General features: G+C 66.7%; 9 protein-coding genes. 6 read left to right on the top strand and 3 right to left on the bottom strand.

The annotated features are described in order from the left end of the window. The first annotated feature begins 3 nt into the window (after positions 1-3). Positions 4-396 carry a CBS domain-containing protein gene (locus tag G015_RS0111500; RefSeq protein ID WP_018995311.1) on the top strand — a complete coding sequence of 131 codons (393 nt, stop codon included), beginning with the start codon at positions 4-6 and terminating at the stop codon, positions 394-396. Between the two features lie 68 nt (positions 397-464). Then, positions 465-1739 carry a sensor domain-containing diguanylate cyclase gene (locus G015_RS0111495; protein ID WP_018649555.1) on the top strand — a complete coding sequence of 425 codons (1275 nt, stop codon included), beginning with the start codon at positions 465-467 and terminating at the stop codon, positions 1737-1739. Between the two features lie 78 nt (positions 1740-1817). On the opposite strand, the gene G015_RS0111490 is transcribed toward G015_RS0111495, so the two are convergent. After that, positions 1818-2579 (bottom strand): class I SAM-dependent methyltransferase, encoded by a 762-nt coding sequence (locus G015_RS0111490; RefSeq protein ID WP_026182236.1) that lies wholly within the window; start codon positions 2577-2579, stop codon positions 1818-1820. A gap of 183 nt (positions 2580-2762) precedes the next feature. Here G015_RS0111490 and G015_RS0111485 point away from each other — a divergent pair, with 183 nt between their 5' ends. Then, entirely contained in the window at positions 2763-4109 is a 1347-nt protein-coding gene (locus tag G015_RS0111485; protein WP_020146755.1) for a phosphomannomutase/phosphoglucomutase, read from the top strand. A 5-nt stretch (positions 4110-4114) separates the two neighbouring features. Next, positions 4115-5545, top strand: a complete 1431-nt coding sequence (locus tag G015_RS0111480; protein ID WP_018994314.1) for a mannose-1-phosphate guanylyltransferase/mannose-6-phosphate isomerase — start codon at positions 4115-4117, stop codon at positions 5543-5545. 21 nt (positions 5546-5566) lie between these two features. Here G015_RS0111480 and G015_RS0111475 read toward each other — a convergent pair whose 3' ends face one another. Continuing rightward, positions 5567-8701, bottom strand: coding sequence for an error-prone DNA polymerase (locus tag G015_RS0111475; RefSeq protein WP_020146754.1), 3135 nt, complete (start codon positions 8699-8701; stop codon positions 5567-5569). A 113-nt stretch (positions 8702-8814) separates the two neighbouring features. Between G015_RS0111475 and G015_RS0111470 the strand changes: the two genes are divergently transcribed. Further along, positions 8815-9426 carry a bifunctional 2-polyprenyl-6-hydroxyphenol methylase/3-demethylubiquinol 3-O-methyltransferase UbiG gene (locus G015_RS0111470; protein ID WP_020146753.1) on the top strand — a complete coding sequence of 204 codons (612 nt, stop codon included), beginning with the start codon at positions 8815-8817 and terminating at the stop codon, positions 9424-9426. A gap of 297 nt (positions 9427-9723) precedes the next feature. On the opposite strand, the gene G015_RS0111465 is transcribed toward G015_RS0111470, so the two are convergent. Next, the gene (locus tag G015_RS0111465) at positions 9724-10902 is read right to left on the bottom strand and encodes a trypsin-like peptidase domain-containing protein (RefSeq protein WP_020146752.1); all 1179 of its coding nucleotides are present in this window, start codon (positions 10900-10902) and stop codon (positions 9724-9726) included. A 1039-nt stretch (positions 10903-11941) separates the two neighbouring features. Here G015_RS0111465 and G015_RS0111460 point away from each other — a divergent pair. After that, the gene (locus G015_RS0111460; RefSeq protein ID WP_083925137.1) at positions 11942-12541 is read left to right on the top strand and encodes a hypothetical protein; all 600 of its coding nucleotides are present in this window, start codon (positions 11942-11944) and stop codon (positions 12539-12541) included. Positions 12542-12625: the final 84 nt, after the last annotated feature.

The raw sequence follows: 12625 nt of genomic DNA, 5'->3' as shown, positions 1-12625 counted from the left end.
AGCATGCTGGTAAGCGACATCCTGAAGCCCAATGTGATTACCGTGTCGCCGCTCGCGCCGCTGCGCGAGGCGATGCAGCTGATGCGGCGGCACAACGTGAAGTCCCTGGTGGTGGACAAGCAGCACGATCACGACGCCTACGGGATCATCACCTACACAACAATCCTGAAGACCATCGTGGCGGAGGAGGGCGATATCGACCTCTCCAACGTCTACGATGTCTGTGCGAAGCCGGTGATCACCGTGCCGGCCGAGATGGACGTGAAGTACGTGGCGCGGCTGATGGTCAATCAGGGCATCCGGCGCCTGGTCGTGCTGCGGGGCAATACCCTGGAAGGAATCGTTACCACCAGCGATATCGTGGGCTCGATTCTCGAAATGGCGGATATGGAATGAACCTCCCCGCCGCGGGACACTCGGACCGGTAGTGCCGGTCCCAGGCTGATCCATTTCAAAGGAGTCCCGTGGCCACTGTCGCGTACATCGAGGGGTTCGAGAAACTCCGGCTGCTGGATGCAGCCATCGACCAGTCGAGCCACTCTGTTCTGATCACGGACGCGGACCTGGACGACGGGCCACGCATCGTCTACGTGAATGCCGGCTTCGAACAGATGACCGGGTACGCGGCCGACGAGGTGCTGGGCAAGACCCCGCGCCTGCTGCAGGGGCCGCGGACATCACGGGTAATCCTCGACCGCCTGCGCGCCGCGCTGGATGCGGGCGAGATGTTTGACGGCGAGGCGATCAACTATCGCAAGGATGGCAGTACCTACGTGGTGCGCTGGCATATCTCGCCCGTGTATGCCGACGATGCGCCGGAACGGATTACGCATTACGTATCACTGCAGCAGGACGTGACCGCCGAACGGGAACGCGACGAGCAGTTAAGACTGCTGTCGACCGCGCTGGAAGTGTCGGGTGATCCGGTCCTGATCACCGATCCTGAAGGTACGATTACCTACGTTAATGCCGCCTTCGAGGAGCTCATGGGCTATTCGCGCCGCGATGTCCTGGGCGCGAATCCGCGACGCTTCAGATCGGGCAGTCACGACGATGCCTTTTATCGCGGGATGTGGGAGTCGCTGGAGCGCGGCGAGACCTTCCGGGGCGAGTTCGTGAATCGGCGTCGCGATGGATCTCTGATCCATCTGGAGCAGACGATCACCCCGGTACTCGATGACCACGGCGAGATTTCGCATTACGTCGCCCTGGGCAAGGACGTGACCGACCGGGTGCGCATGGAGGACGAGATCCGGCGTGTGGCGCATACCGACTGGCTGACCGGCGTCGCGAATCGCCTGAGCCTCGGGAACACGCTGGAGGCGGAGATCGAGCGCAGCCAGCGCTATGGTCGTCCGCTGAGCCTGATCATGTTCGATCTGGATCACTTCAAGGCGGTGAATGACCGTTACGGCCACGATGCCGGCGACGAAGTCCTTAAAGCGCTGGCGAAGACCGTGAGTGCGGAACTGCGCGACGCGGATACCCTCGGTCGTTGGGGCGGAGAAGAGTTCATCATCTTGGTGCCCGAGACCCGGCTGGTGGGTGCGACGGCCATGGCCGAAAAGCTGCGCCAGGCGGTCGCTGCGATGAGCGTGCCCGGGGTGCCGGGCGTCACCGCCAGCTTCGGGGTCGCCGAACGGGCCTCCGGTGACAGCGCCAAGCTCCTCGCGCGGCGGGCTGACGAGGCGATGTACCAGGCCAAGCGGGCAGGGCGCGATCGTGTGGTCGCGCTCTAGGTATCCGGTGACGGAGACACAAAAAAGGCCGGCGAACGCCGGCCTTTTCCTTGATGCGCTGAAGGCGCCGGTAACGGCTTACCCGCGGCGACGCAGCACCCAGATTTCCAGCAGGGCCCAGTCTTCGCCGGGATAGTTTTCCTGCTCCAGCGGCGACATACGACGGTGACGGGTTGCAGTACTGCCGACAAAGTCCAGACGATCCAGCAACAAACGCTTGGTGGCGTCCGCTTTTTCTAGTGCGAAGGGGTTGAGAAAATTCACCAGCATGTAGCCTTCGCCCTTGCCGCGCGCGAAGGCGTCCACCAGGCTCTCGATGGCCGGCGGGTCTAGATAGACCAGCGATGCGGTGGAGATGACGATGTCTGCCTCTTCCATCGACTGCTCGATCGCGTTGCGCGTGTCGGCGTCGGCCTGGTTCAGGTCAGCCTCGAAGGTCTGGTCGAACAGACCCGAGCTCTTGCCGTAGGCGAGGGCGTTGCCGGAGATGTCGATTCCGGTCGTTTTGATGGGCAGACGGCGCGGGGCAGCAACCGTCTTGCAGGCCTGCTCGTCGGCCCAGTTGGCGCGGATTGCCTCGACATCCATGCCGTGGACGGCCGCCATGGTGGTGTTACCAAAGCAGCAGCACAGATCGACGTAATTCAGGGTCTTGCCTGCGTCAGCCTGTTGCTGCGCCCAGGGGAGAATCAGCCGGTCGAAGGTTTGCCGGTTGAAGTCGTCGGAGATGTAATCGAGCGCGTCGATGATGCGCTCCTTGAACGGCACCGGGGTCTCGGCGACGTAGATATCGTCGAAATGCTGCTTCTTCTCCTCGGTCTTCACTTGCGGCTCACTCATCGGCTTCTCCTCGTTGGATAAACCCACCATGTTCAGGGGCATGAGCCGCAAGCGTCAAGTAAACCTACTGAGGTCGTTGTAACCTCCGTCGCATCATGCTGCGGCTCTGCTATGTATCATGAGGAGAAAGGAGTGCGCGCTGCCGGCGGTGCCGGGAGTCGGAGGGGGCCGGAAGGGAACTGCATGAAGATCGATTGCTTCAAGGCGTACGACGTACGCGGCCGCGTGCCGGATCAACTCAACCCCGAGGTGGTATACGCCATCGGACGCGCCTTTGCCGAAGAGGTCCGGCCCGGCCGTACGGTGGTCGGACACGATATCCGCCTCTCCAGCCCGACACTGGCCCAGGCCCTGACCGAAGGACTCACCGCCGGCGGTAGCGACGTGGCCGATATCGGTCTGTGCGGGACCGAAGAGGTCTACTTTGCGACTGCGCACTACGGGGCTGGTGGCGGGGTGATGGTTACCGCGAGCCACAACCCACTGGATTACAACGGGCTCAAGCTCGTGCGCGGCGAGGCGCGACCGATCAGCGGGGACTCCGGGCTGCAGGCGATCCAGGCATGCGCAGAGCGCGGCGACTTCCGCCCCATGCCACAAGGCCAGGTACATCCGCTGGACCATCGGCCGGACTATATCGCCCGGCTGCTCGCATCGGTCGACCGAGAGGCGCTGCCGAAGCTGCGCGTAGTCGTAAACCCGGGCAATGGCGGTGCGGGCCCGGTGCTGGAGGCACTGGAGCCTCATCTGCCGTTCGAGCTGATCCGCGTGAATTTCGAGCCGGACGGACATTTCCCCAATGGCATCCCCAACCCGCTGTTGCCGGAGAACCGTGCGGCCACGGCCGACGCCGTGCGCAAGCATGGCGCGGATCTGGGTGTGGCCTGGGATGGCGACTTCGATCGCTGCTTCCTGTTCGATGCAGCGGGGAATTTCATCGAGGGCTACTACATTGTGGGGCTGCTGGCTCAGGCCTGCCTGGAAGGCGGGCAACCCGGCGAGCGGATCGTCCACGACCCGCGGCTGACCTGGAACACCATCGAGATGGTGCGAGCGGCGGGTGGCGAGCCCGTCCAGTCCAAGACCGGGCACGCATTCATGAAGGAGCGCCTGCGCCACGAGGACGCCATCTACGGCGGCGAGATGAGCGCGCATCACTACTTCCGGGACTTTTACTACTGCGATAGCGGGATGCTGCCGTGGCTGCGGGTCGCCGAGTTGATGGGGCGCCGAGGTCAGTCGCTGGGCGAAATGGTGGCCGAGCGCATGGCGCGCTACCCCTGCAGCGGCGAGCTGAACTTCGAGGTCGCGGACGTCGAAGCCGCCACGGATCGCGTTCTCGCGGCCCTTGAGGGTCAGGGTGGCGAGGAAGATCGCACCGACGGCGTCAGCCTCGAGTTCCCGGACTGGCGCTTCAACCTGCGCAGCTCCAACACCGAACCGCTGTTGCGGCTGAACGTCGAGACCCGCGCTGATCCGGCCCTGCTGGAGCGTCGCGTGGAAGAGCTTTCCCGCCTGATACGGGGATAACAACGATGGCGCCTGCCGATACCCAGAACCAGCTGCAACCGGTGATCCTGGCCGGCGGTACCGGCACGCGGCTGTGGCCGGTGTCGCGCAGCCATTACCCGAAGCAGTTCCTGCCCCTGACCGGCGACCAGACGCTGCTGCAGCAAACCGTCGCGCGCCTGGAGGGCCTGCATGCGGCGGCACCACTGGTGCTGGCCAACGTGGAGCACCGCTTCCTGGCCGCCGAGCAATTGCGCGCGATTGGTGTCGAACAGGCGCGCATCCTGCTGGAACCAGAGGGGCGCAACACAGCCCCGGCGATTGCCCTGGCGGCGCTGCAGGCCCGCGCGGAAGGCGACGACCCGTTGCTGCTGGTCCTGGCCGCGGATCACCACATCGGCGATGGCGATGCTTTCAAGGCTGCCGTGGGCCGCGCCGTGGCGCTGGCGGAGGCCGGCTATCTGGTCACCTTTGGGATCGTGCCGGTGACGCCGGAGACCGGTTATGGCTATATCCAGCAGGGCGAGTCGCTGGGCGAGGCCGGTGCGCGGGTCGCGCGTTTTGTCGAAAAGCCCGATGCTGCCACGGCGCGCGAGTACCTGAGCCAGGGGGGCTATCTCTGGAACAGCGGCATGTTCGTATTCCGTGCCTCGCAGTATATGCAGGAGCTGGAGCGCTTCGAGCCCGAGATCGTTACGGCCTGTCAGGCCGCGCTGGAGGGGGCGCGCGAGGACCTCGATTTCCTGCGCGTAGCCCCGGAGGCGTTTGCCCGGGCCCCGAACATCTCGGTGGACTACGCCGTGATGGAGCGCACCGACCGCGCGGCGGTCACGCCCCTGGCCGCGGGCTGGAGCGATATCGGGTCCTGGTCCGCGCTGGCTGGGGTGCGCGGCACCGACGCGCAGGGCAATACCCTGCGCGGCGATTGCCTGCTGGAGGACAGCGAGGGCTGCGTGGTCGATGCCGACGGCCTGCTGGTTGCGGGGATCGGCCTGCGCAACCTCGCGGTGGTCGCCACCCGCGATGCAGTGCTGGTGGCGGACCGCGACCGCGTGCAGGACGTCAAGCGCATCGTCGAGCGGCTGAAGTCGGACAACCGCAGCGAGCATGTGGACCACCCGGCGGTGTATCGCCCCTGGGGCTGCTACGAGTGTGTCGACGTCGGGCGGCGCTATCAGGTCAAGCGCATTACCGTAAAACCCGGGGCGAAGCTCTCGCTGCAGATGCATCACCACCGCGCGGAACACTGGGTGGTCGTCAGCGGCACCGCGCGGGTGCGCAACGGCGAAGAGACCTATCTGGTGACGGAGAACCAGTCCACCTATGTGCCGATCGGGCAGATCCATTCGCTGGAGAACCCGGGCGCGATCCCGCTGGAGCTGATCGAAATCCAGTCCGGCAGCTATTTGGGCGAGGACGACATCGTGCGGCTGGAGGACCTCTACGGCCGCGTCTGAGCGTCGCCCGAGGCGCAATCCCTATCCGAAGTCGCGGGAGCGGGTAGTCAGTTCGCCCAGCCAGGCGCTGCGGTCGATCAGGCGCTGCACGATCAGGTGGCCGACGCCCTCGCTGTACTGCCATTCCCCGTGGGCCTCCAGCAGGCGGCCGTGCAGGACCTCGGCGCGAAAGCGCTCCACCCGGTCCGGCCAGACGATCAGGTTCAGTGTGCCGCTCTCATCCTCCAGGGTCAGGAACACCGTGCCGTTGGCCGATCCCGGCCGCTGGCGGGTGATCACGAGACCGGCATAGCGGGCGCCCGGGTGCCCGGGGCGCTCCAGTAGCCGGGCGGCGGTGGGTAAACGTCTTTGCTCCAGGAACGGGCGCATCAGCGCCAGCGGGTGCGGGCCCAGGCTCAGGCCCTGGGTGGCGTAGTCCTGCACCAGGTCATCCACCGCATCCGGGCGCGGCAGCAGCGGGGTCACGTCGGCCTCGCGCACCGTCTCCGCCGGGGCGTCGGCGAACAGGGGCAGGGGTTCCTCCACCGCCTCGGTCGCCCAGCGTGCCTGGTGGCGGTTGCCGGCCAGGCCCTTCAGGGCATCGGCGCGGGCGAGGCGGTTCGCCTGGGCGCGGGTCAGGGCGGCGCGGGCCACCAGATCCGGAACGTCCGTGAACGGGCGCTCGGCGCGCGCGGCGACAACACGCTCGGCCACAGCCTGCGCGAGCCCGCCGACCCGGTTCAGGCCCAGGCGCAGGGCCAGCGCGCCGCTGCCGGTCAGCGGTTCCACCGTGCAGTCCCAGTCACTGCAGCGCACGTCCACCGGGTGCACCTCCACGCCGTGGCGGCGCGCGTCGGCGACGATCTGTGCCGGGGCGTAGAAGCCCATCGGCTGGCTGTTCAGCAGCGCGCAGGCAAAGATCGCCGGTTCATGGCACTTGAGCCAGGACGAGACATAGGTAATCAGCGCAAAGCTGGCCGAGTGCGACTCGGGGAAGCCGTACTCGCCAAAGCCAAGGATCTGCTTGTACAGCTGCTCGGCGAACTTCTCCGGATAGCCGCGTTGCCGCATCCCGTCCATCAGGCGCTCGCGGTAGCGCGCAAGCTGGCCGGTACGGCGCCAGGCCCCGATCGCGCGGCGCAGCCCGTCCGCCTCGCCGGCGGAGAAGCCGGCCGCGACCATCGCCAGCTCGATCACCTGCTCCTGGAAGATCGGCACCCCCAGGGTGCGCCCCAGCACCCGCCGGATCTCGGGATTCGGATAACGCACCCGCTCCGGGTGGGCACGGCGCTTCAGATATGGGTGCACCATCTCGCCCTGGATCGGGCCGGGGCGCACGATGGCGATCTCGATCACCAGGTCGTAGAAGTTCGCCGGCTTCAGGCGCGGCAGCATGCTCATCTGCGCGCGCGACTCGATCTGGAACACGCCCAGGGTGTCGGCCTTCTGCAGCATGTGGTAGACCGCCGGATCCTCGGCGGGGATGTCGGCCAGGCCCCAGTCGCGGCCCCGGTGGCGCGCCATCAGCTCCAGCGCGCGGCGCACGCAGGAGAGCATCCCCAGCGCCAGCACGTCGATCTTCAACAGCCCCACCGCGTCGAGGTCGTCCTTGTCCCACTGGATCACCGAGCGCTCCGGCATCGCCGCGTTCTCGATCGGCACCAGCTCGTCCAGCCGGCCCTCGGCGATCACGAAGCCGCCGGTGTGCTGCGACAGGTGGCGGGGGAAGCCCAGCAGCTCGGCGGTCAGCGCCTGCCACTGCCGGGCCAGGGCGCCATCCGGGTCCAGCCCGACCTCGCGCAGGCGCTCGGCGGGGATGCCGTCGTCCCACCAGGCGAGGTTGGCGGTCAGCGCATCCAGCCGCGCGCGCGAGATGCCCAGCGCGCGGCCGACGTCGCGCAGGGCGCTGCGCCGGCGGTAGCGGATCACCGTGCAGGCCAGCGCCGCGCGCTCGCGGCCGTAGCGCTGGTAGATGTACTGGATCACCTCCTCGCGGCGCTCGTGCTCGAAGTCGACATCGATATCCGGCGGCTCGCCACGCTCGGCGGAGATGAAGCGCTCGAACAGCATGCTGGAGCGCGAGGGGTCCACCGCCGTGATCCCGAGCGCATAACAAACGGCGGAGTTCGCCGCCGAGCCGCGCCCCTGGCACAGGATCCCGCGGCCGCGAGCAAAGCGCACAATGTCGTAGACCGTCAGGAAGTAGGGCTCGTAGCCAAGCTGCGCGATGATCCCGAGCTCGCGTTCGATTTGTTCGGACACCTTCGGCGGGATGCCGTCGGGCCAGCGCCCGCGCGCGCCCTTCAGGGTCTCCTTGCGCAGGTAGGCGGCCGGGCTCGTGTCCCGGGGCAGGGGATCGGTCGGGTAGCGATAGGTGACCGCGTCCAGCGAGAAGTCGCAGTCCTGCGCGATCCGCACACTGGCCGCGAGCCAGGCGGCGGGATACAGCGTGGCCAGGTCGTCGCGCGGGCGCAGGCAGCGCTCGCCGTTGGGGAAGCGCGCCGGGGCCGCCTCGGCAACCGTGGTGTGCAGGCGCAGCGCGGTCAGCACGTCCTGCAGGGCACGCCGGCCGCGAGAATGCATGTGCACATCGCCGCAAGCGACGATCGGGAGTCCCGTCGTGTCGGCGAGCTGCCGTGCGCGGGTCGTGAGCGTGGCATCTTGCGGCGTGCGCAGCTGGCTGACCGCCAGATGGGCCTGCCCCGGCGCGGCCCACCCGGCCAGCCAGCGGGCCGCTTCGGCGAGCGTCGGCTCCGCGATCTCGGGCTCGATACGCAGCAAGACGTGCCAGCCGGCACGCGCCTCGGCGGGCAGGGCGTCGAGGTCCGCCTGTGTCAGGTGGTAGTGCCCCTTGTCCGCCGCCCCGCGTGCATGGGTGATCAGCCGGCACAGCGCGGCATAGCCCGCCGCATTGCGCACCAGCAGGGTCAGGGCGGGGCCGTGTGCCAGCTGGAAGGTCGCCCCCAGGATCAGGTGCAACCCGCAGTCCTTCGCCGCCGCGTGCGCGCGGACCACGCCGGCCAGCGAGGCGATATCGGTCAGCGCCAGCGCGCGATAGCCCAGCGCTCGGGCCCGCTCCACCAGCTCCTCCGGGTGCGAGGCCCCGCGCAGGAACGAGAAGTTGCTGACGGCCGTCAGCTCGGCGTACTCCGGTGGTTCGGGGGTAGTGGCATCCATATACTGTTTATATAAACAGTATTCCGGGCTGGCAAGAAACCCTGGCTTCGAGCCGGTGCGCCGGCTCCGGTATGGTAGGTCCGCTACCGGCCGATCCCAGTGACGAATCCCCTATGCGCAGCGCCCTTTACAACCTGCTGATCCTGCGTCTTACCTCGCAGTGGTATGCCGAGGTAATGCGGCGGCTGCCGGACGGGGCGGCTCTGCTGGACGTAGGCATCGGCACCGCCGGCGCGCTGCTCGCCAATGCCGCCACGGCACGCGCGAAGGGGCTCGTCATCACGGGGGTCGATATCGATGCCGACTACATCCAGCACGCCCGGCGAGCCCTGCGCGACTCGTCCCTGGCCGATCATGCCGAGGCCCGACTCGAATCCATCTACGACCACACGGGTGGCCCGTACGACGCGATCTACTTCTCCGCCAGCTTCATGCTCCTGCCGGACCCCGAGGGCGCTCTGCGCCACTGCCGCAGCCTGCTGAAGCCGGAGGGGAAGGTCTTCTTCACCCAGACCTTCCAGACCCGCCCCTCCCGCTGGATGGAACGCTTCAAGCCGCTGCTCAGACGCATCACCACCATCGATTTCGGTCGCGTGACCTACGAAGAAGCGTTTCGGGAACAGGTGGCGGGGGCCGGGTTTGTGATCGACGAGTTCACCACACTCGGACGCCACGGGACGCGCGCCTCCGTCCTTGCCATCGCCCGACCCGCCAGCTCCGCCTGAAAGCAAGCCGGTTCGCCGCCGAGGCTGGGGTCTACCCACTGTAGGAGGCGAGCCCCCTCGCCGATTGGGCATGTCCAGCGCCCCATCGCCCAGAGGGCTGGGCTCCTACGAGGGAAGGGGCGCGTGCGGCATGTGGCACGCTGGTTCGCCGCCGAGGCTGGGACCTACCACTGTAGGAGGCGAGCCCCCTCGCCGATCGGGCATGTCCAGCCTCCATCGCCCAGAGGGCTGGGCTCCTGCCGGAGAGCGCACGCCAGAGGCGTCAGACCAAGGGTGCGGCGGTTCCCGCCTTCGGGCTCAATCCTCGCCCAGGGGAACGATCTCCAGTGCGACCTCCACCTCGCGCTCAGTGCCGTCGCGCCATACCCGCAGCGTCACCACGTCGCCCTCCTCGCGCCCCAGAATCACGCGCTGGATGTCGATCGGCCGCGTCACGCGCTGTCCGTCGATATGGGTGATCACGTCGATATCCACCGGAAACGCGCGCCCGTTTACCAGCACCACGTTCTCCGGCCGCCGGATGCCGGCGCGTTCGGCCGGCCCGTCGGCCGAGATGTCGGTCACCACCACGCCATGCTCTGGCAGCCCCAGCTCCGCGCGCAGGCCGCGCGGGTAATCCACCACCCGCAGCGCCACCTCCATGCCCATGCGCGGGCGTTCCGGCAGCTGCGCCGCCGCGGCCGCCAGGCCGGAAAAACCGCCCGCGCGCAGTTCCGCCATCGCCTCGGCGACCAGGTTGCTCGGCACCGCCAGACCGATGCCCGCGAAGGTTCCGGCCGGCGCCAGGATGGCATTGTTCACCCCCACCGCCTCGCCACTGGAATCGAGCAGCGGCCCGCCGGAATTGCCGGGGTTGATCGCAGCATCGGTCTGGATGTACGGGATCTCGATCCCCACCAGCCCCGGACGCTCGCGCTCCAGCGCCGACACGATCCCGGCGGTGACCGTCGAATGCAGGCCGAACGGATTGCCGATCGCGATCGCCTTCTGGCCGACCTGCAACCGGTCGGAATCGCCCAGCGGGATCGGGCCGGGGTCGGGCGCCGCCGCCGGGTCCACTAGCTCCAGTAGCGCCAGATCCACGTCCGGGTTGGCACCGACCACCCGCACATCGTGCTCCACCTCCGGCGTCCCGAGGAACGACACCGTTAGCGTCGCCCCTGGTGCCAGATCGATGCGGTCCTCCTTCGCCTCGCCAACCGTGGCCGCGATCACGTGGAAGTTGGTGATGATCTGGCCCTCGTCGTTTACCACGAAGCCACTGCCACCGATCACCTCGGTCATCTCGTCGGGGCCCGCGTCGTCCTCTTCTGCTGTTCTCGACACCCGCACCGAAACTACGCTCGGCCCCGCCTCGCGCGCCACCGCGATCGTGTTTCGCTCGTCATCCAGGCCTTCCGTCGGCTGGCTGATGGCACAGCCTGCGGCCGATACGACTGCCAGCAGAACAAGCACCAACCCGGCCCCATGCAGCATCCGATATGGCCCCGCCATAATGCCCCTCTCTTTTCGCCAGCATCCCGCGGGTCCGCTCGGCACCGAACCCATGTCCCTTCGATCATAGACCGCGCTCCGCAGCCGACGCAGGGCGCAAGCACACCCATGCCAAAACGGGGGACTGCGGCGTACGGCGATGGTGGATTCCCGGACGTGCCAAAAGGTGGATGTCCCGTTAGTTTTCCTCAGCGAAACGGCGATACCGCCTCGAAGCGCTTGCATTTGGAGCGATACACGAACGGGACTGTCGATCCTGACGGTAGATAACCTGGAGCTCCAATGCAGCCGGAAAGGCAGCGTGGAGCCGGAGGAGGGTGGGTTGCCGCATTCTCACGTCGCCGAGGCTGGGGCCTACCCACTGTAGGAGGCGAGCCCTCTCGCCGATCGGGCATGTCCAGGGCCCTATCGCCCAGAGGGCTGGGCTCCTACGAGAGAAGGGGGCGTGTGCGGCATCTGGCACGCTGGTTCGCCGCCGAGGCTGGGGCCTACCCACTGTAGGAGGTGAGCCCTCTCGCCGATCGGGCATGTCCAGGGCCCTATCGCCCAGAGGGCTGGGCTCCTACGAGAGAAGGGGGCGTGTGCGGCATCTGGCACGCCGGTTCGTCGCCGAGGCTGGGGCCTACCCACTGTAGGAGGCGAGCCCTCTCGCCGATCGGGCATGTCCAGCGCCCTATCGCCCAGAGGGCTGGGCTCCTACGAGAGAAAGCGGCTGTGGCGGCGGGTGAACAATATGGGTGTCCTTTATCTTGCTTCACCTTCAGAAAAGTACATCTGTGCCCGTCCTCTTCGCTGCTTGACCCATTGGCTGTTATTTCGCAGGCTCGATGTCCATGTCTCGCGCGGTCGGACCGCAAGGAACTGCGTGGGCTTTCAGTCGTGGGGGTGCTGGCCCGGGTTCGAGCGGAGTGTAGACAGGCGCCGTTCGCGAATGCTTTTGTGCAAGGGTCTCACGGGCGCTCGCTGCTCGGGATATCGCCCGGCCGAGCGACCAACCGCGTGACGCCCGCCAGGACAGTGCATGACAGAGATGATCTCGCGTAAAGAGGAGGTAACAATGAAGCACTCTTTTGGCTTCGCACTAGTCGCAACGATCTCGTTGATCTCCGGCTCGGCGGCTGCGGAAGATGTCGTGGTGGTCGATCAATCGATTCTGAAGCAAGACGTCCTGGCGGCTCAGGACGCTTGGTGCGAGGCGCTTGTCGATATCAGTACCACCTATGCGGAAAGCGGGCATGAAGCCGCCAAGGCGCTCGCCGCAGACATCATCGACGAAGCATATGCCTACCAGATGGGCACGGTTCTCTTCAAACCCACGCTGGCGCAGAAACCGGACACGTTCCGCATGACCCGGGAAGGTGCATTGTCGTACTTCGTGGGGGGCGATTCCTCTTTTCCTGACGACTCCGGGTTTGCTCTCGAGGCCTGGAAGGAGTGCGAACCACAGAATGCCGGAATCTTCATCGATGGCAAGAGCGCGATCACGATGGGGAAGGTGCATTTCACGGACCAGGATGGAGAGGTTACAACCGTCGACAAGACCTGGGGTTTTGTGCGCGATGACGCCGGTGCATTGCGCATCAATCTGCATCACTCGTCGCTGGAGTATCAGCCGGATTAAGGGACTACTGGCCCGATGGAAAAGTGGGTGTCCTCTTTCATGATCGTGTAGCCCGGATGAGGGATCAGCGGAATCGGCATACAG

This window comes from Thioalkalivibrio sp. ALJ15 (assembly GCF_000383695.1).
Lineage (GTDB): Bacteria > Pseudomonadota > Gammaproteobacteria > Ectothiorhodospirales > Ectothiorhodospiraceae > Thioalkalivibrio.
The sequence above is the reverse complement of the archived record's forward strand: the minus strand, read 5'-3'. Positions and strand labels throughout refer to the sequence as shown.

Bases quoted from the DNA above. Each gene is read 5' to 3' on its own strand.
- G015_RS0111490 (WP_026182236.1), bottom strand. From the start codon at position 2,579: ATGAGTGAGCCGCAAGTGAAGACCGAGGAGAAGAAGCAGCATTTCGAC.
- G015_RS0111470 (WP_020146753.1), top strand. From the start codon at position 8,815: ATGCGCAGCGCCCTTTACAACCTGCTGATCCTGCGTCTTACCTCGCAG.
- G015_RS0111480 (WP_018994314.1), top strand. From the start codon at position 4,115: ATGGCGCCTGCCGATACCCAGAACCAGCTGCAACCGGTGATCCTGGCC.
- G015_RS0111485 (WP_020146755.1), top strand. From the start codon at position 2,763: ATGAAGATCGATTGCTTCAAGGCGTACGACGTACGCGGCCGCGTGCCG.
- G015_RS0111460 (WP_083925137.1), top strand. From the start codon at position 11,942: ATGACAGAGATGATCTCGCGTAAAGAGGAGGTAACAATGAAGCACTCT.
- G015_RS0111500 (WP_018995311.1), top strand. From the start codon at position 4: ATGCTGGTAAGCGACATCCTGAAGCCCAATGTGATTACCGTGTCGCCG.
- G015_RS0111475 (WP_020146754.1), bottom strand. From the start codon at position 8,701: ATGGATGCCACTACCCCCGAACCACCGGAGTACGCCGAGCTGACGGCC.
- G015_RS0111465 (WP_020146752.1), bottom strand. From the start codon at position 10,902: ATGCTGCATGGGGCCGGGTTGGTGCTTGTTCTGCTGGCAGTCGTATCG.